This is a genomic window from Pantoea sp. ABR1s (assembly GCF_057812235.1).
This window is the reverse complement of sequence record NZ_CM173823.1, coordinates 2,626,529-2,643,310: the sequence shown is the minus strand read 5'-3', so window position 1 is coordinate 2,643,310 and position 16,782 is coordinate 2,626,529. Positions and strand designations below refer to the sequence as shown.

General features: G+C 55.2%; 18 protein-coding genes and 4 tRNA genes. 15 read left to right on the top strand and 7 right to left on the bottom strand.

Annotated features, from left to right (window positions below; genetic code table 11):
- Positions 1-373 precede the first annotated feature (373 nt).
- Together ACXKZD_RS12460 and ACXKZD_RS12455 are read left to right on the top strand one after the other, a co-directional pair.
- Positions 374-1,096 carry an autoinducer binding domain-containing protein gene (locus ACXKZD_RS12460; RefSeq protein ID WP_124889838.1) on the top strand — a complete coding sequence of 241 codons (723 nt, stop codon included), beginning with the start codon at positions 374-376 and terminating at the stop codon, positions 1,094-1,096.
- Positions 1,097-1,218: 122 nt separating this feature from the next.
- Positions 1,219-1,830, top strand: coding sequence for an acyl-homoserine-lactone synthase (locus ACXKZD_RS12455; RefSeq protein WP_029518973.1), 612 nt, complete (start codon positions 1,219-1,221; stop codon positions 1,828-1,830).
- Between the two features lie 35 nt (positions 1,831-1,865).
- On the opposite strand, the gene ACXKZD_RS12450 is transcribed toward ACXKZD_RS12455, so the two are convergent.
- Complete coding sequence (locus tag ACXKZD_RS12450) at positions 1,866-2,090, bottom strand: DUF2594 family protein (protein ID WP_003849983.1); 225 nt, start codon at positions 2,088-2,090, stop codon at positions 1,866-1,868.
- Between the two features lie 432 nt (positions 2,091-2,522).
- Here ACXKZD_RS12450 and uvrY point away from each other — a divergent pair, with 432 nt between their 5' ends.
- The 6 genes from uvrY (at position 2,523) to ACXKZD_RS12420 (ending at position 6,062) form a co-directional block, all read left to right on the top strand.
- Positions 2,523-3,182 (top strand): UvrY/SirA/GacA family response regulator transcription factor, encoded by a 660-nt coding sequence (gene uvrY, locus ACXKZD_RS12445; protein WP_010246608.1) that lies wholly within the window; start codon positions 2,523-2,525, stop codon positions 3,180-3,182.
- Positions 3,175-5,007 (top strand): excinuclease ABC subunit UvrC, encoded by a 1,833-nt coding sequence (gene uvrC / locus ACXKZD_RS12440; RefSeq protein WP_022625905.1) that lies wholly within the window; start codon positions 3,175-3,177, stop codon positions 5,005-5,007. Before uvrY ends, uvrC begins: the two co-directional genes overlap by 8 nt.
- Positions 5,008-5,076: 69 nt before the next feature.
- Positions 5,077-5,625, top strand: coding sequence for a CDP-diacylglycerol--glycerol-3-phosphate 3-phosphatidyltransferase (gene pgsA, locus ACXKZD_RS12435; protein WP_010246604.1), 549 nt, complete (start codon positions 5,077-5,079; stop codon positions 5,623-5,625).
- 150 nt (positions 5,626-5,775) lie between these two features.
- Positions 5,776-5,851 (top strand) — tRNA-Gly (locus ACXKZD_RS12430).
- A gap of 40 nt (positions 5,852-5,891) precedes the next feature.
- Positions 5,892-5,965 (top strand) — tRNA-Cys (locus tag ACXKZD_RS12425).
- A gap of 10 nt (positions 5,966-5,975) precedes the next feature.
- Positions 5,976-6,062, top strand: a tRNA-Leu gene (locus ACXKZD_RS12420).
- 135 nt (positions 6,063-6,197) lie between these two features.
- Here ACXKZD_RS12420 and ACXKZD_RS12415 read toward each other — a convergent pair.
- Positions 6,198-6,434 (bottom strand): hypothetical protein, encoded by a 237-nt coding sequence (locus ACXKZD_RS12415; protein ID WP_223565690.1) that lies wholly within the window; start codon positions 6,432-6,434, stop codon positions 6,198-6,200.
- Positions 6,435-6,669: 235 nt separating this feature from the next.
- Here ACXKZD_RS12415 and ACXKZD_RS12410 point away from each other — a divergent pair.
- Together ACXKZD_RS12410 and ACXKZD_RS12405 are read left to right on the top strand one after the other, a co-directional pair.
- Positions 6,670-6,742: transfer RNA gene (locus ACXKZD_RS12410), tRNA-OTHER, on the top strand.
- 189 nt (positions 6,743-6,931) lie between these two features.
- Complete coding sequence (locus ACXKZD_RS12405) at positions 6,932-7,783, top strand: substrate-binding domain-containing protein (RefSeq protein ID WP_427053243.1); 852 nt, start codon at positions 6,932-6,934, stop codon at positions 7,781-7,783.
- A 31-nt stretch (positions 7,784-7,814) separates the two neighbouring features.
- Here the strand turns inward: ACXKZD_RS12405 and ACXKZD_RS12400 are convergent, their stop codons facing one another.
- Positions 7,815-7,982, bottom strand: coding sequence for a hypothetical protein (locus tag ACXKZD_RS12400; RefSeq protein WP_010246480.1), 168 nt, complete (start codon positions 7,980-7,982; stop codon positions 7,815-7,817).
- A 193-nt stretch (positions 7,983-8,175) separates the two neighbouring features.
- Here ACXKZD_RS12400 and ACXKZD_RS12395 point away from each other — a divergent pair, with 193 nt between their 5' ends.
- Positions 8,176-8,376 carry a DUF6404 family protein gene (locus ACXKZD_RS12395; protein ID WP_010246478.1) on the top strand — a complete coding sequence of 67 codons (201 nt, stop codon included), beginning with the start codon at positions 8,176-8,178 and terminating at the stop codon, positions 8,374-8,376.
- 34 nt (positions 8,377-8,410) lie between these two features.
- Here the strand turns inward: ACXKZD_RS12395 and ACXKZD_RS12390 are convergent, their stop codons facing one another.
- The 4 genes from ACXKZD_RS12390 to ACXKZD_RS12375 all read right to left on the bottom strand — a co-directional run bounded on the left by ACXKZD_RS12390 (position 8,411) and on the right by ACXKZD_RS12375 (position 12,004).
- Positions 8,411-9,916, bottom strand: coding sequence for a SulP family inorganic anion transporter (locus tag ACXKZD_RS12390; protein ID WP_010246475.1), 1,506 nt, complete (start codon positions 9,914-9,916; stop codon positions 8,411-8,413).
- A 139-nt stretch (positions 9,917-10,055) separates the two neighbouring features.
- Entirely contained in the window at positions 10,056-10,316 is a 261-nt protein-coding gene (locus tag ACXKZD_RS12385) for a biofilm/acid-resistance regulator YmgB/AriR (RefSeq protein ID WP_010246474.1), read from the bottom strand.
- A gap of 390 nt (positions 10,317-10,706) precedes the next feature.
- A complete protein-coding gene (locus tag ACXKZD_RS12380) occupies positions 10,707-11,114 on the bottom strand; it encodes a DUF2000 domain-containing protein (protein WP_010246471.1) in 408 nt (135 codons plus the stop codon).
- Between the two features lie 41 nt (positions 11,115-11,155).
- Positions 11,156-12,004: an AraC family transcriptional regulator gene (locus ACXKZD_RS12375; protein ID WP_488981642.1), complete on the bottom strand. Its 849-nt coding sequence runs from the start codon at positions 12,002-12,004 to the stop codon at positions 11,156-11,158.
- A 145-nt stretch (positions 12,005-12,149) separates the two neighbouring features.
- On the opposite strand from ACXKZD_RS12375, the gene ACXKZD_RS12370 reads away from it, so the two are divergent.
- From ACXKZD_RS12370 to ACXKZD_RS12355, 4 genes are read left to right on the top strand one after another with little or no spacing between them, the layout of a single operon-like run.
- On the top strand, positions 12,150-12,581 hold the full coding sequence (locus ACXKZD_RS12370) for a MarR family winged helix-turn-helix transcriptional regulator (protein ID WP_488981641.1): 432 nt from the start codon (positions 12,150-12,152) through the stop codon (positions 12,579-12,581).
- Between the two features lie 2 nt (positions 12,582-12,583).
- Complete coding sequence (locus ACXKZD_RS12365; protein WP_029518976.1) at positions 12,584-14,269, top strand: MFS transporter; 1,686 nt, start codon at positions 12,584-12,586, stop codon at positions 14,267-14,269.
- A complete protein-coding gene (locus ACXKZD_RS12360; RefSeq protein ID WP_010246464.1) occupies positions 14,266-15,360 on the top strand; it encodes an HlyD family secretion protein in 1,095 nt (364 codons plus the stop codon). Before ACXKZD_RS12365 ends, ACXKZD_RS12360 begins: the two co-directional genes overlap by 4 nt.
- Complete coding sequence (locus ACXKZD_RS12355; protein ID WP_374197796.1) at positions 15,357-16,742, top strand: efflux transporter outer membrane subunit; 1,386 nt, start codon at positions 15,357-15,359, stop codon at positions 16,740-16,742. The genes ACXKZD_RS12360 and ACXKZD_RS12355 overlap by 4 nt, the downstream gene beginning before the upstream one ends.
- The last annotated feature ends 40 nt before the right edge of the window (positions 16,743-16,782 follow it).

Below are 16,782 nucleotides of genomic sequence, written 5' to 3'. Positions count from 1 at the left end.
CCACTGCCGCTTCGCTTATAATGGAGTAATTAACGCCTTGTTTACTCGTTATTTACCCAACAATCAGCATCGCGATTCAATATTTTCAGCAGACTTTTCAAGTCTGAGAAAAAATTGCACTGGAGGTCAGGGATTGAAATCCCATCAGAAAAATCTTATTCTTCTGGGGTGATTGAAATTGCTGTGATCGGCCTCACCTTGTAAAGGCAGGAACACTTTTTCACTCCGCTCCAACGGTGAAAGGTTAAATGCGCTGTAGATCGGGACGGGTTCGTCCTGAACGATAAATTAGTTTTCTTCTGCAAATTTATTTTATCCGATGAATCTGAATGAATATTACCGGAAGGGCGAGTGAAATTAACGCTGAGGCAATATGAGTACTGAAAATTATTTCGCCTGGCGAGCTGAGGCGAAAGAACAATTTCAGGCATTAACGGTTTCTTCTGAATTGAAGCCGTTATTGCAACAATTTATTGAATCATTAGGCTTCGATTATTTTGCCTTTTTGATTCAGCACCCGGTGCCTTTTACCCGACCGCGTATTCATTTACATAGCACCTATCCCAAACTATGGGTTAAACGCTATGAGAAGCAGAATTATTACGCTGTCGATCCGGTGCTCAGGTTGTGTCAGCGACCGGGCAGAGGCATGGCGTGGACGGAGGAACTGTTCGCTGACGCCGGCAATTTGTGGCATGAGGCGAGAGAATATGGGCTGCAGAGCGGATTTTCTTGCTCTGCAATGGCACCAAATCGCGTCATTGGTATATTATCTATATCGTCGCAACAGCCCATTTCTGTCCAGCTCTGCCATGCTGAGCTGGAGGTGAAACTACACCTTTTAGCGGAACTAAGTCTGGATACGCTGGAACGCTTTAGCGATGATGCAATGATGGTACTAAAAAAAGAGTTTAGTCAGCGCGAGCTGGAAATTTTGAAATGGACAGCCGAAGGAAAAACGGCGGTCGAAATTTCACTTATTTTATCCATCTCTGAACATACCGTTAACTTTCACCAAAAAAATATGCAAAAGCGTTTCAATGTTTCCAATAAAACGCAGATTGCCTGCTATGCAGCGGCAATCGGACTGATCTGAACATTAAGCAACGGCTACATTTAGCTGTTCCTTTGCACAGGTCTGTTGTCTATTCTGCGCCGGGACTTTGCCAGGCTGGCGCAAAGAAATCATTGCAAACATGGGGATGTCAGAGGCGCATGATGAAAATAGTGCAAACGCAATTAAAGGATATGCCATCCTCTTTGCTTGCCGAACTCGGCAGCTACCGATACAGCGTCTTTGCGCGCGGCGAAGGGTGGTCAATTCCGCCACGTCTGAGCACGCCAGGACAGGAATATGATCGCTACGATCGTTCAGATGTCACCTGGCTGATCGCATGGAATGCGCGGGAGGGCATCAGCGGCTGTGCGCGTCTGATGCCCTGGTTCGAACCTGAACTGAGTGAAGGCATCGTACTGCCTTTCAGCCATGAGAAAGTGTGGGAAATGTCGCGCTTCTCGGCACGGCTGGATGTGGACGCTGAACTGCCACTGAATATTCTCTGGCACGCCGTGCAGCTGGCAGAATTGAACGGTATGGAATACATCATCAGTTCGGCAACGCCGATGCTGGAGAAGATGTTTGAAGAGCATCAGGTGGTGTATGAGCCGCTGACGCCGGGACTTATTCTGTCAGAAGATAATCTGTTTGCGATCCGTATTCCGGTGGTTCAGCCAGCGCTGGCTGAAAAGTATCGGGGAACGCGGCGCTTTAGTCCGGAAGAGGTGCTGCCTACGCTGGGCGTTTCGGTTAACTGGCAGGCGCACAGTTAATTAATTTGCCCCCGCGGCTGTGGGGGCAAGCAAGCTTACTGACGGTAGGCTGTTTTGATCTGCTTAATGGTATTGCTGAATACTTCCGCCTGAGGCTTGTCGCCCAGCGTCTGTACATAGCGTTCCATGTTGATAATCACTTTGCCGGCATCAGCCTGGCCCATACCTTTCAGGATCAGGGTGATCATCATCTTCAGACCCGCGATTTCATCCGCTAATTTCCGGGCTTCCTGCGAAGTTGCAAAATCTTCATCGCTCATGCGTTTCTCCTTGGTGAATGACAATGTGTCGGCAATCTGTCCGAACAGCAGTGCGTGAGTATATCACAGGGTCAGTAAGTTGCTGGAGCAGCCGGTTCGCTTCGCTATAAACAGCTGGTTTGTCCAGTACAACTAATCAATCGCTGAAAGTAATTACAGGTGTTGCCGGGCCAGATATCACAAGGGCCTGCAGCGATAAGGCACAGCAAAGTCTGGTGTTAATGCCATGAAATAGTAAGAGTTTAAGGATTATTCAGTACGCCTGTCGGTTGTAAGAAATCTCTGTTGTTGCTGGCTGCACGGGGCTGGAAATCGTTATGCGAAGCGTCGACTGTTTTGCTTTGTTGATGTGCTTTTGAGGTAAAAGCGGGTATGATTATCGCCTGTATTCGTTAATTGATTCCTCTTTTTTTAGCCTCTGGAGTTTCCCCGTTGATCAGTGTGCTTCTTGTTGATGACCATGAACTTGTCCGTGCCGGAATCCGTCGCATCCTGGAGGATGTCAAAGGTCTGGCCGTGGTCGGAGAGGTCAACTGTGGCGAGGATGCCGCTAAGTGGTGCCGTGCCAATCAGGTTGATGTGATCCTCATGGATATGAACATGCCGGGCATCGGTGGACTGGAGGCGACGCGGAAAATCGTGCGTTACAATCCCGATATCAAAATCATCATGCTGACCATTCACACGGAAAATCCGCTGCCTGCGAAAGTGATGCAGGCGGGGGCTGCAGGCTACCTCAGTAAAGGGGCTGCGCCGCAGGAGGTGATCAATGCGATTCGCTCGGTCAATGCCGGACAGCGCTACATCGCTTCAGATATCGCCCAGCAGATGGCGCTGAGCCAGATTGAGCCACAAAAAGCGGAATCCCCCTTCAGCTGTTTGTCGGAAAGGGAATTGCAGATTATGCTGATGATCACCCGTGGACAAAAGGTGACGGAAATTTCCGAGCAGTTAAATCTCAGTCCTAAAACCGTTAACAGTTACCGCTACCGGATGTTCAGCAAGCTGAATATCAGTGGCGACGTAGAGTTAACGCATCTGGCCATTCGACATGGCCTCTATAATGCGGAGCCGTTAATCAGTAGTGAATGACGTTTTTGATTCCAAAGCCTTTCTGAGTACGGTAACCAGCAAGCCCGGTGTTTACCGCATGTATGACGCCTCAGGCACCGTCATCTATGTGGGCAAAGCCAAAGACCTGAAGAAGCGTCTGACCAGCTACTTCCGCACTCAGGTCGGCAGCCGCAAAACCGAAGCGCTGGTTAGTAATATCCAGCACATCGATGTCACCGTAACCCACACCGAAACCGAAGCGCTGCTGCTTGAGCATAACTACATCAAGCTCTACCAGCCGCGCTACAACGTGCTGCTGCGCGACGATAAATCTTACCCCTACATCTTTCTTAGCAGCGATACTCATCCGCGACTGGCGATGCACCGTGGTGCAAAGCATGCCAAAGGCGAATACTTTGGCCCGTTCCCCAACGGCTATGCGGTGCGTGAAACGCTGGGACTGCTGCAAAAAGTTTTCCCTATCCGCCAGTGCGAAAACAGTGTCTACCGCAATCGCTCCCGGCCCTGTCTGCAATATCAGATTGGCCGCTGTCTGGGTCCCTGTGTCGCGGGACTGGTCAGTGAGGAGGAGTATGCACAGCAGACCGATTACGTGCGCCTGTTCCTGGCGGGTAAAGACGATCAGGTTCTTAACCAGCTGGTCAAACGGATGGAAGAGGCGAGCATGGGCCTGCGCTTTGAAGAGGCGGCACGCCTGCGCGATCAGATTCAGGCTGTGCGACGTATCACCGAAAAGCAGTTTGTCTCGAATCAGGGCGATGACCTTGATGTGATGGGTGTGGCTTATGAAGCGGGCATGGCCTGTCTCCACGTGCTGTTTATCCGTCAGGGCAAAGTGTTAGGCAGCCGCAGCTACTTCCCGAAAGTGCCCGTCGATACCGATCTGGCTGAGGTCGTTCAGACCTTTGTCGGGCAGTTCTACCTGCAGGGTAGCGAGGCACGTACGCTGCCTGGCGATATTCTGCTGGACTTTACCTTGCCAGAGCGTGAACTGCTGGCAGAGTCCCTCAGTGAGCTGGCCGGGCGTCGGGTGAGTATTCAGAGCAAGCCGCGCGGGGATCGCGCCCGTTATCTCAAACTGGCGCGCACCAACGCCGCGACGGCGTTAACCACGCGTCTGTCACAGCACTCCACAATTCATCAGCGGCTGATGGCGCTGGCGGAGTTTCTTGAGCTGGACAAAATTAAACGCATGGAGTGTTTCGATATCAGTCATACCATGGGTGAGCAGACCATCGCCTCCTGCGTGGTGTTCGACCAGAATGGTCCGCTGCGTGCCGATTATCGTCGCTACAACATCAGCGGCATTACGCCGGGTGATGACTACGCCGCCATGAATCAGGTGCTACGCCGCCGTTATGGTAAAGCGATTGAAGAAGATAAGATCCCGGATGTAATTCTGATCGATGGCGGTAAGGGCCAGCTGTCTCAGGCGAAGCAGGTCTTCGCGGAACTGGATGTGCCCTGGGACAAAAGCCGGCCGATTTTACTCGGCGTAGCGAAAGGCAGCGATCGTAAAGCCGGACTGGAGACGCTGTTCTTTGAAGCGGAAGGTGAGGGCGTTTCGCTGCCACCCGATGCGCCAGCGCTGCATGTGATCCAGCATATTCGTGATGACGCTCACAATCATGCCATTTCAGGCCACCGTAAAAAACGGGCCAAAGTAAAGAACACCAGCGCACTGGAAAGCATCGAAGGGGTGGGGCCGAAACGGCGTCAGCAACTGCTTAAGTACATGGGGGGCCTGCAACCGCTGATGAACGCGTCGGTGGAGGAGATCGCCAATGTACCCGGTATCTCACATGCTCTGGCAGAAAAAATATACTACTCGTTGAAACACTAGCATTGAAACGGGGGGGGCAATGTAGGAACATAGGCTAAATTCTACCTATATCCAGACAGTTACCGGCATATGCAATTAAACATCCCGACGTGTCTCACCCTGTTTCGAGTCGTGCTCATCCCGTTCTTTGTGCTGGCTTTCTATCTGCCGTTCACCTGGGCGCCGCTGGCGACTGCACTGATTTTTGTTTTTGCTGCCATCACCGACTGGTTTGATGGCTTTCTGGCGCGCCGCTGGAAGCAGACGACACGCTTTGGTGCGTTTCTCGATCCGGTAGCGGATAAAGTGATGGTGGCCATTGCGCTGGTGCTGGTGGCGGAATATTTCCACGCCTGGTGGATTACGCTGCCCGCCGCCACCATGATTGCACGCGAGATCATTATCTCTGCGCTGCGTGAATGGATGGCGGAGATTGGTAAACGCAGCAGCGTGTCGGTTTCCTGGATTGGTAAAGTGAAAACCACTGCCCAGATGTTCTCACTGTTTGCCTTGCTGTGGCGTCCTGATGCCACCGTCGTGGCGATTGGTGTGGTGGCGTTATACATTGCTGCCGTGCTGACTTTCTGGTCTATGTTCCAGTATTTAAGCGCCGCGCGCGGCGATCTGCTCGAACCGTGATCGATACGATTTAAAAAGCAGCAAACGGACGCGCTGTGAGGATAATTTTATTGACTCATTGCGTCATCTAAGTAGAATGCATCGCATCGAACGGCAGCCAGGCTGCCAGAAGATAAATAAAATCAGCAGGTTCGACGAAATTGCTGAATTGCGGGAATAGCTCAGTTGGTAGAGCACGACCTTGCCAAGGTCGGGGTCGCGAGTTCGAGTCTCGTTTCCCGCTCCAGATTCGCAGGTCAGGTTAACCTGACGGCACATCAGTTTAAGGCGCGTTGGCAGAGTGGCTATGCAGCGGATTGCAAATCCGTGTACCTCGGTTCGACTCCGGGACGCGCCTCCAGTTACACCCTGCCCGGGTGGTGAAATCGGTAGACACAAGGGATTTAAAATCCCTCGGCTGTAAGGCTGTGCGGGTTCAAGTCCCGCCCCGGGCACCATATTTCTGCCGAAGAAAATCTAATAAAATAAAAGCAATATGCAGTAATGTCGTAACCGCCCAAGGGCGGTTTTTTTGTGCCTGCTATCTGGCGGATATGGCGACTGCAACCTCCGTTTAGCGGTATAAGCCGGCATCAGCCCCGGGAGCTGAATACCAGCTCATCATCAGTGTCACTCACCAGCACCATCCGTTGCGCCTCACCACTGGAAGAGACAAAGGTCACTTCATGGCCGATGCTGATATCATCAAAGGCGTCGGTTGGCTGTGACTGCTTCCGGATCTCCAGTACCATGCGCGAGGGGTAGGGTTTATCATTAACCGTATCAATATGATAATTGGCGGTAAAATTCAGTTCGGGTTGATCAACCACGTAAAATTGTCCTGACGGCATAGTCTTGACCTCTGCAAAATGTTGGCCATAAGTCCCGGTCGGAACAGGCTGCCTGAAACTTAAGGTTAGCTGAATAATCAATGCCTACAGGCAGCAGCACCTCTTTTTTGATTTCATACGACGGTTGCAAAAATACCTGCCGCTTGCGCTTGCCTGGTCAGAAAGTCGTACTACGCTTCTTGTTCACATAGCGCGGCTTTTCCAGGCACGCCATTCGGGCATGGTATAAAGGTATTACTGCAACTCTTAACGGGTTGACGATGCGGGTTCAACTCCTGCTGCCCGGTCCCTCTCCTGCATTTACGTTCATCTACGTTAACGCCAGCCTTATCCCTTTTGGGTTTCTGCCGATCTATTCCAATTACATCCGATTTCACTCATTTTTGCGGCCTGTGTCGAACTCTGTAACCTGTTGAAACGTTGTGGTTTACCGTATTGTGGTGGCTATTGTTTGCCGTCGCAGAGAATTAATGCCAATGATTACACCTTCCACACCTGACTTAACTGAACCGGCGGTCCCTACGGTTATCGGTGTTGTCGCCAGTCAGTTGCTCAATCCGTATCAACAAAAAATGCTGGACGAAGTGATGCGCCAGCTTAACGCGCGCGGTGTTATCTCGGTGCTACTGAGTGCCGAAACCGACGTCACACTAACCACACTCATCCGGCAGGCTACACCGCTCGGGCTGCGTGGTTTGCTGTTACTCCCCGGTAACCGCTTAACTGATGCCTGCCATTTGCCGGTGCTTCAGATTGACGCTGAGCCTGAGCTGCAGGGGGATGCACTGCGGGCGGGTGAAGTGACAGCGGAATTATTGCTTAAACAGGGGCATCAGCGGTTTGGCTTTATGCAGGGTCAGCCAGGCGAACTGGCGCAAAAACAGGGCTATCGCGCCTCTCTGCTGGCGGCAGGCATGGCGCTGAACGCCGAACTGACTGTGGGGAGTGATGATCGCGACTGCGCTTATCAGGCGATGATGTCTTACCTGAAAAAGACACGTGCTGCTGAGCGTATCCAGGCACTCTTCTGTGAAAGCGATCTGATGGCCTTTGGTGCAATGCAGGCGATTCGGGATTTTGGTCAGGGTATCCATCTGGCAGTGGCAGGTTTTGGTGATAGTGAGGAAGCCCGTAGCTCAACCTGGCATCTTACCAGCTGGTCACCTGACATCCGGCAGATCGCTGGCCGCGCGCTGGATCGCTGGCTGGGACAGCAGGCAGGCAACAGCAGTGCTGAAGAGCAGGGGCAATTACAGCGGCGTCACTCTCACGCAGGCAAAGTGCTGCCGGGTGAGATGTCAGCCTGCGGCTGCGCCTTCCGGCATTAACCAGCCCGCAACGCAGGCTGGCAGAATAATGTCAGGCCTGCGGTTGTCCTGCCGGGCCGCTGCCGCCGGGTGCGCCCACCGGCTGCTGCCCGCCAGGTGGTGGCGGTGGCGGGGCATCTCTGCCCGGTGGCGGCGGTGCACAGGCCGTAAGCGTGGCGAGGATAGCCAGTGTGGATAACAGATAAGCAGTACGTTTCATCGTAATTCCCCGATCAGGTAAGCGGAACGTTGAGTATAGAGAATTGCAACAAAACCGCCCGGACAGGGCTAAATCATCAACACGCATGGCAAATTGTCGACGATTATTTGAGACGCCTCGCAACTCGTGCATGCTGGCAATGCGTTTCAGGCCGGAGCGCGCTAAGGTAGCGCTTCATTTAAGAGGAGTCGTTATGAATGGCATGATGAAGTTCGTCCGCGGGTGGCTGGTGTTCTCTGTACTGTGGGGCGTATTCATGTGGTTTATGTCATGGCAGCAGCAGGGCAAAGAGCCTGGTCTGGCGATTCTGACAAGTCTCTACGCCGGTTTAATCTACCAGGCGCTGATTACCATGGTTGGCCGCTACCGCGCGCGGCGGCAACAGGCTGAGTGAGTTCTGCTGCCGGAGAGGCAGCAGAACGGCGTTTTTAGCCGAAATTACCGGTCAGGCGCTGATGGAAGTCCGTGCTGCGTGGGTCCAGCCCCTCAATGGTCACCTCTGCACCATAACGCTGATAGCGATACTCAATGCCATCCAGCGCCGCGACGCTGGACGCATCCCAGATTTGCGCGTGCGTTAAATCGATAGTGATCTTTTTAGGGTCGTGGGCATAATCGAAATGCTCAAACAGATCGTTGCTGCTGGCGAAAAACAGCGGGCCGCGCACCACATAGCGCACCGACTCGCCATCTTCGCTCAGCTGACGCTCCGCATGAATAACGTGCGCAATACGGCGGGCAAACAGCAGCATAGCCAGGATTACCCCAGCAAGAACGCCCAGTGCCAGATTACCTGTCCAGACAGTCACCGCTACCGTCAGCACCATAATCAGCGTCTCTGACCACGGCATACGTTTCAGGGTAGCGGGTTGCAGGCTATGCCAGTTAACGGTTTTCACGGCCACCACCATCATGATCCCGGCCAGTACCACCATCGGGATTTGCGCCATAATCCGGCTCAGTCCGGTCACCAGTAACAGCAGCACCAGACCGGCGGCCACGGTGGAAACCCGGCTGCGCGCCCGGCCCAGCTCAACATTGACGATGGTCTGACCTATCATCGCGCACCCGGCGATACCGCCATAAAAGCCCGCCAGAATATTCGCCACGCCCAGGCCCCAGGATTCGCGACGCTTACTGGAGGGGGTATCGGTCAGGTCATCGACCAGTTTGGCGGTCAGCAGTGACTCCATCAGCCCGACAAAGGCGATGCTCAGGGCCGTGGGCCAGATAATCTGCAGGGTCTGCAGGTTAAGTGGCACCAGCAGGCTGTTAAAACCGGGCAGACCGGGACTCATCGGCCCTTCATCGCCCACGTTCGGCATGCGATAGCCCATTAGCAGCGCGACGGCAGTCACTACCACAATGGCAACCAGCGGTGAAGGAACACTTTTTATCAGACGCGGCAACAACAGCACGATAGCCAGTGTGACGGCAAAGAAGATCCACACCAGTGATGACTGTCCCCAGACGTGCGGCACCTGAGCAAAGAAAATCAGCACCCCGAGCGCATTCACAAATCCCAGCATCACCGAACGGGGAATATAACGCATCATGCGCGCCAGACCAGCCACACCAAACAGAATCTGAATGACGCCGCCCATCACCACCGCAGGCAGAATATATTCAACGCCGTGCAGATGGACCATCGGCCCGATAACCAGCGCCACTGAACCCGCAGCCGCTGTTACCATCGCAGGACGTCCGCCCAGTATCGACAGAGTCAGGCAGAGCACCACCGAGGCGACGAGGCTGACTTTAGGGTCTACACCGGCAATAACGGAAAAGGAGATCACTTCAGGGATCAGCGCCAGCGCGGTAATCACCCCGGCCAGGCATTCGCGGGTCAGCAGCGCAGGCGAACGCAGAACGCGCCCTACGCTGATATCGCCCGCCACAACGTCGGTTGCGGCAATATCATTGGTTTGAGTCATAAAGTATTGCAGGCTCTTTAGTTATTTTGCTCCCGCGCGAGGGGCGGGAAGATCAGGATAAACAGTGAGAGGCAGATAGTACCGGGCGACTGGCGAAGATACCAGAAAAAGGCGGATGACTCCTTCCGTGGAGTCGATGCTACAGTGAAAAATCGTCCGGGGTTTTATGGACCACCAGTTCAAGCAGCTGTCGGTAGATATCCAGCAATTCCCTGTCGCTTTCCAGCTCCAGCCGATGAATAAGCTTTGAGATAATCGCTTTATTGTTCACTGGCATGCCTGACTGCAAAATTTCTGCAACCAGGATACCCAGCATCTCCATCTCGCTGGCGGGTTTATTGGCGGCAGGATTAAAATAATCAGCAATTTCCTGATTGGTCCGGGGAAGAATATATTGCATGTGTAAGCCCTTCAGAACAGCCCGATTCCGGTTCGGATGTCAGGACAAAAGCGATCAAAAAAACCACCGCATGGACAGATGCGATGGTACCAGTGTCACAAATTGAACAGAAAAAATAACCTCTGAAGGTGGAAATCCACTGACACCTTCAGAGGCGACGCAAGTGCATCATTCGTTACAGAGTCGCATGACAACTCGTGGCAGTAAACTTAGACAATGAAGCCCAATCTGTACAATCGGATTCTTTAACAAAGTGTGCTATTTGACATTTATCAGCAGCTTATGAGGACTATTCCGAAGCGAAAGCTGTACAAGTAACCTGTACAAACGGCGGGGTCGAGGGGCAGGAGGGGAAAAACAGGAAGCCATGACCAGCTTCCCGCAAAAAGATTAGCTGAATAGCGCCAGTTTTGCCGTCAGCTTTCGCAGGGCTTTTTTATCGCCGACGATGGCGACGCCCAGCAGGCGCCACTGCTGACGCGGTTGCTGTCGCAGGACGGCGCTCAGCGCCTGATAATCGGTAGTGGTCTGGCCCTCTTCCGGAAACAGCACCAGATCGTATTCAGCCTGTTCGCACTGTTCCCGCAATGCACTGAGCTGCTCGTCAGTCGCGGCCAGCACCGGAATGCCGGTGGTGATCAAACCGGGAGAAGGGCGCCTCTCAGCATCCTCCAGGGTATCGCCAACCAGCGCCGGATGTCGCTGTCCCAGGGTTAATGCCATCACGGCGGCAGCATTGGTGGCTTTGCCAGGCGGCAGAGCGGCATTGAGTATCATTACACAGCGTGGGTCTTGCATTGCGCTTCTCCTGACTAAAAAAACGCATTGTGGCAAGTGGCTTAACCCAGGTCTGGAAGATTTGTGCAGGCGTGCTGATAACGGGAAGGGGTAAGCTGGCAGGCGCGTTTGAACCAGCGGCCCAGGTGACTCTGATCGGCGAAACCCAGCGCGGCTGCCACATCGGCGACGGGCTGGCCCTGCGCCAGCTGACGACGCGCCTGGCTCAGCCGCCACTGCACCAGCCAGGCGTGGGGCGGCAAACCCCAGTGAGCCTGGAACAGACGCGATAACCGGAAGCGATCCACCTGCAGATGCTGCGCCATCTGCTCCAGACCGGGATTATCCGCATGATGGGCAATCAGCCAGTCACGCGACTGCAGTGCCAGCCGGGCATCTTTATCCGGGGGCTGAGCGGGCAGTGACCACTGCCGGTGCGGGATGAGCTGCCCAAACATCCGGTCCAGCGCCGCCTCTTTGATGATGTCGGGATGGTTGTGCCACAAGGCATCAAACGCATGGCAGACGGCATAAGCCAGTGGACGCTCGTCGCGCAGCGTGGCGGCAAAACGTAGCTCACGCAGTGAGGGTTTATCAGCCAGCATCGGAGCCAGGTGCTGCGAAATCTGCTGCGGCGAAAGATAGAGCATCCGGTAGGTAAAACCGCTGTCGTTGATGGCATCACCGTCATGCAGCTCCTCCGGCTCCAGCATAAAGACCGTGCCTGGTCGGCTCTGATGCTGTTTGCGCCGCGAATGAAACTGCTGTACACCTTGCTCGGTCACGCCAATCAGATAACTGTCGTGCCAGTGAGGATCATAGGCGTGTCCGGTAAAATGGGCGCGTAGCGCCTCAATACCGCTGACGGCGTCACGGCGCAGATCGACCCAGTTTGCTGATGCCTGTTTCATGTTATCCGGCTCCCGGTTGCGGCCTCTGGACATTCTGCCGCGATCCACTAATTTTTAACAGACCGGACGCTTTTCATTGGCGTTTCGCTTTGCGTATAATAACGCCATCACTCAATTAGAACTCTTACTATTAGGCTGCTAACATTTGTCTCAGCACACGCGTACCTTTACCCACTTATTGCATCTGACCGCACATGCCTGGCGCCTGGCGGTGGATCGTCACCTTAAAGATAGCGGCTTAAGCATGAGCAGCTGGATGGCCATCGGGCTGATTGCCAGTGAGCCGCAACGCATGACCCAGACCGAGCTGGCACAGCTGCTGGGGCTGGAAGATGCCAGCATGGTACCGCTGGTGGATCGGCTGGTGAAACAGTCACTGCTGATGCGGGTACAGCCGCCAGAAGATCGACGTAAGCGTCACCTGGTGCTGACTGATAAGGGTAACGAAGCGTTCGCCAAAGTGAAAACCGAGGCTGACGCACTCCGTACTGAAATGCTGGCCGATATTGACCCTCAGGATCAGGCCGTGACCGAGCGCGTATTGCAACAACTCCTGAGCCGCATGGGAAGTATGTAGCAGTGGCAAAGCGAAATCCCTACGCTGCACGCGAGTGGTTGCCGCACGAAAAACCGATGCTGCCGGGATCGCCCTCGACGCCGCTGCATCCGATGCCAAAACGCCTGGCGTTTGGCCTGATCGGTTTACTTATTTCGCTGACCGGTGCGCTGAGTAACGCGCTGGTCACGGCGAATCTGGTCAACCTGCAGGGGACTTTTGGTGCCTGGTCGAATGAGATTGCCTGGCTGCCTGCGGTCTATGTGATGGGCAACATCTCTATTAACCTGCTGCTGGTGAAATTCCGCCAGCAGTTTGGCCTGCGTGTCTTTACCGAGGCGTTTCTGGTGCTGTATGTACTGGTGGCGTTTTTCCATCTCTTCGCCAACGATCTCAGTTCGGCAATCATTGTGCGCACCGCTCACGGTATGGTGGCGGCGGCGCTCAGCTCTCTGGGCATCTACTATCAGGTACAGGCCTGGCCTGCGAAACATCGCCTGAAAGCGCTGGTGATTGGCCTGACGGTATCGCAACTGGCTATCCCGCTGGCCCGCTTATTCTCTTCGGAATTGCTGCAGCTCAACGAGTGGCGCGGTCTCTATCTGTTTGAACTCGGTCTGGCGCTGATTGCGCTGGGCGGGGTACTGCTGGTGAAACTGCCACCGGGCGATCGCATCAAAACCTTTGAAAAGATGGATTTCGTCACCTTTATCCTGCTGGCACCCGGTATGGCGCTGCTGTGCGGCGTACTGACGCTGGGCCGTATTGAGTGGTGGTTTACCACGCCCTGGCTCGGTATCTGTACCGCGATCGCCCTGACGCTGATTGTCGCTGCGATTGTCATTGAGCATAACCGGCGCAACCCGCTGATCAATACCCGCTGGCTCAGCAGCGGCATGATGGTGCGGCTGGGCATTGTGATGATCATGATCCGTATCGTACTGGCGGAACAGAACACCGGTGCAATCGGCTTTCTGCAGCAGATTGGCTTGCAGAACGATCAAATGCGCGGTCTGGCGCTGGCGATCATGGCCGGGGTTATTGCGGGCATCGCCGCCAGTGCGCTGACTATCAAGCCCAATCATCTCAACTGGCCGATTGTTACCTCGCTGGTAGTGATGATTATCGCCTCGCTGATGGATGCGCAATCCAGTCCACTGACCCGCGCCAGCAATATGTATTTCAGCCAGTTTCTGCTGGGCTTCAGCAGCGCCTTTTTCATGGCGCCCGCGATGCTGATGGGCATTGGCAGCGTGGTGACTCAGCCGAAAAATCTGGTGAGCTTCGTGGTGCTGTTTGGCATGAGTCAGAACCTCGGCGGGCTGATCGGCTCGGCTATTCTTGGCACGTTTCAGGTCTGGCGGGAAAAATATCACTCCAGCCTGCTGGGCGATCAGCTCTCACTGCTCGATCCCAACGTCACCGAACGGCTCAGCCAGTATAATGCGCTGTTTAATTCGCTGGTGGGTGACGACGTTCTGCGCGGCGCGCAGAGCACCAGCCAGTTACAGGTAATCGCCACGCTGCAGGCCAACGTGCTCGCCTATAACGACACCTACCTGTTAACTGCCGCGCTGGCACTGGTCACCCTGATGTGGGTGATCTGGCGTTTGACCCGTCGTCGTTATCTTGACTGGCGTCAGGCGCAATTTAACCTGCGTGAGCAGCAACAGCTGGCCGCATTACAGGAATCAACGGAGAAACAATGAGTCAGCAGGATGAGCTTCAGGCGGCGGAACGCGAACGCGCGAATCGCCGCCGTATTCTTTCTATCGCCGCAGGTAGCGGCATTGTGGTGATTGGTGTACTGGTTATTCTTTACGCCTGGCAACTCTGGCCCTTCACCAGCGCAATACAAAGCACTGAGAATGCCTATGTGCGCGGTCAGGTGACCTTTATCAGCCCGCAGGTTAATGGCTATCTCACCTCAGTCGAGGTGATCGATCTGCAGCCGGTGAAAAAAGGGCAGTTGCTGATGACGATTGACGACCGTATCTATCGCCAGCGGGTGCATCAGGCGCAGGCGCAGCTGGCGATGAAGCAGGCGGCGCTGAACAATAACCTGCAGCAGCGTCGCAGCGCAGAAGCGACCATCCAGAGCAATAAAGCGGCACTGGAGAATGCCAAAGCACAGGCGCTGAAAAGCGGCTTCGATCTGAAGCGTGTCGAAAATCTCACGGCGGATGGATCCCTGTCAGTGCGTGAGCGCGACGCCGCCCGGGCCGCAGACGCCCAGGCGCAGGCGCAGGTTCGTCAGGCTGCGGCGCAGATCGCCGTCGCCCAGCAGAATCTGCAAACCGTCATCGTTAACCGTGACGCGCTGAAAGGCGATGTCGACAGCGCCCGCGCCGCGCTGGAGCTGGCGGAGATCGATCTGGCGAATACCCGGATTACCGCGCCCGATGATGGCCAGCTCGGCCAGCTGGCGGTGCGCACCGGCGCCTATGTCACGGCAGGTACGCGCCTGACCTCGGTGGTGCCTAATCACAAATGGATTATCGCGAATCTGAAAGAGACCCAGCTGGCAAATATTCGTCCTGGCCTGCCGGTGACGATTCGGGTCGATGCGCTGGATGGCAAACGCTTTACGGGTCAGGTTGAATTTATCTCTCCGGCCGCAGGCTCAGAGTTCAGCGCGATTTCGCCCGACAACGCCACCGGTAACTTCGTTAAAATTGCGCAGCGCATTCCGGTTCGCATCCGCATCAATGGCCAGGATATGCATCAGTTACGCCCGGGTATGTCGGTCGAAGTCAACATCGACACCGCCGCACAACCCGCTGGTGAGGGTGCGCCATGATGCGGCGCGGCTTAATGGTAAGCGCACTGGCACTCCTTCTGACCAGCTGTGCCACGCAGGTTGAAAAGGCACCGGCCTCTCTGCCGATCCCTGACGCCTGGCGCAATAGTGTCGGGCCATCTGCTGCACCGGAGGCGGAGTGGTGGCGCGCTTTTCATGATGAAAATCTCAACCGGCTGGTGACGCAGGCGCTGCGCAATAACCCCGATATCCTCACGGCGCGATCCCGGGTTGACCAGTATCGCGCCCAGCTGCGCGCCACGCAGGGCGATAACTTTCCGACCCTGAGCGCCGGTGTGGCCGCGACCCGGGAGCGTACGCTCTCGTCAGTGACGGGCCAGCCCTATGAAACCGATATTTTTCAGGGCTTATTACAAGCGAACTACGAGGTCGATCTCTGGGGAGCACGCAGCAGCAGCATCACCGCATCGCAGGCGAGTTTAGCGGCGCAGCAGGCCGCTGCGTCTGCCGCCGAGCTGACCATCGCCAGTTCGGTGGCGTCAGGTTATCTCAACCTGTGCGCGCTGGATGAGCAGTTGCGGGTCACGGAGGCGACGCTGGCGACCCGCAACAATTCGCTGAAGCTGGCACAGCGTCAGTTTGAAACCGGCTACACCTCCAGGCTGGAGTGGATGCAGGCCGCCTCGGAATATCAGTCGGCCAAAGCGCAGATGCCTCAGTTGCAGCACCAGATCACCCAGCAGGAGAATGCGCTGAGCCTTCTGGTGGGTATGAACCCGCGCAGCATCGCCCGTCGTCAGCAGTTTGACCAGATTTCACCGCAGCGGATGCCGTCGCTGCTGCCATCAGAGCTGCTTAATCGCCGTCCGGATATTGTGCAGGCTCAGCGTCAGTTACTGGCCGCAGATGCCAGCCTGGCATCGTCGCGCGCTAAGCTGCTGCCTGGGCTTAACCTCACTGCGACCGGCACTCTGCAGAGTTCGGTTCTGCATCAGCTCGCGGATGATCCGTTCCGGCTGTGGAGCGTGGGCGGCAGCATCCTGGCACCGCTGCTGAACCGTGAAGCGCTGACGGCGCAGGTGGATGTCTCAATGGCGACGCGAAATCAGGCACTTTATGGCTATGAAAAAGTGGTGCGCAACGCCTTCTCGGAAGTTAACGATGCAATAGACGCTATCAGGCAGCGTGAGGCACAACTTCAGGAGCTGCAAAAGCAGGAAGCCTATGTAACGGAGGCGCTGCGCATTGCCCGCAATCGCTATCAGAACGGCTACGCCTCCTATCTGGATGAACTGGATGCGCAGCGCACCCTGTTTTCAACGCAGCTGAATCGGGTGACTGTCAAAAATAACCTGCTGCTGGCGCAGATCGATCTCTACCGCGCGCTGGGCGGTGGCTGGACACCCGCCTCCACACAGTAATCCCCAGACCGATCCAGCCGCAGCCAGAGTTTCTGCGGCA

Bases quoted from the DNA above. Each gene is read 5' to 3' on its own strand.
- ACXKZD_RS12460 (WP_124889838.1), top strand. From the start codon at position 374: ATGAGTACTGAAAATTATTTCGCCTGGCGAGCTGAGGCGAAAGAACAA.
- ACXKZD_RS12455 (WP_029518973.1), top strand. From the start codon at position 1,219: ATGAAAATAGTGCAAACGCAATTAAAGGATATGCCATCCTCTTTGCTT.
- ACXKZD_RS12450 (WP_003849983.1), bottom strand. From the start codon at position 2,090: ATGAGCGATGAAGATTTTGCAACTTCGCAGGAAGCCCGGAAATTAGCG.
- pgsA (WP_010246604.1), top strand. From the start codon at position 5,077: ATGCAATTAAACATCCCGACGTGTCTCACCCTGTTTCGAGTCGTGCTC.
- ACXKZD_RS12405 (WP_427053243.1), top strand. From the start codon at position 6,932: ATGATTACACCTTCCACACCTGACTTAACTGAACCGGCGGTCCCTACG.
- ACXKZD_RS12400 (WP_010246480.1), bottom strand. From the start codon at position 7,982: ATGAAACGTACTGCTTATCTGTTATCCACACTGGCTATCCTCGCCACG.
- ACXKZD_RS12395 (WP_010246478.1), top strand. From the start codon at position 8,176: ATGAATGGCATGATGAAGTTCGTCCGCGGGTGGCTGGTGTTCTCTGTA.
- ACXKZD_RS12390 (WP_010246475.1), bottom strand. From the start codon at position 9,916: ATGACTCAAACCAATGATATTGCCGCAACCGACGTTGTGGCGGGCGAT.
- ACXKZD_RS12385 (WP_010246474.1), bottom strand. From the start codon at position 10,316: ATGCAATATATTCTTCCCCGGACCAATCAGGAAATTGCTGATTATTTT.
- ACXKZD_RS12380 (WP_010246471.1), bottom strand. From the start codon at position 11,114: ATGCAAGACCCACGCTGTGTAATGATACTCAATGCCGCTCTGCCGCCT.
- ACXKZD_RS12375 (WP_488981642.1), bottom strand. From the start codon at position 12,004: ATGAAACAGGCATCAGCAAACTGGGTCGATCTGCGCCGTGACGCCGTC.
- ACXKZD_RS12360 (WP_010246464.1), top strand. From the start codon at position 14,266: ATGAGTCAGCAGGATGAGCTTCAGGCGGCGGAACGCGAACGCGCGAAT.
- ACXKZD_RS12355 (WP_374197796.1), top strand. From the start codon at position 15,357: ATGATGCGGCGCGGCTTAATGGTAAGCGCACTGGCACTCCTTCTGACC.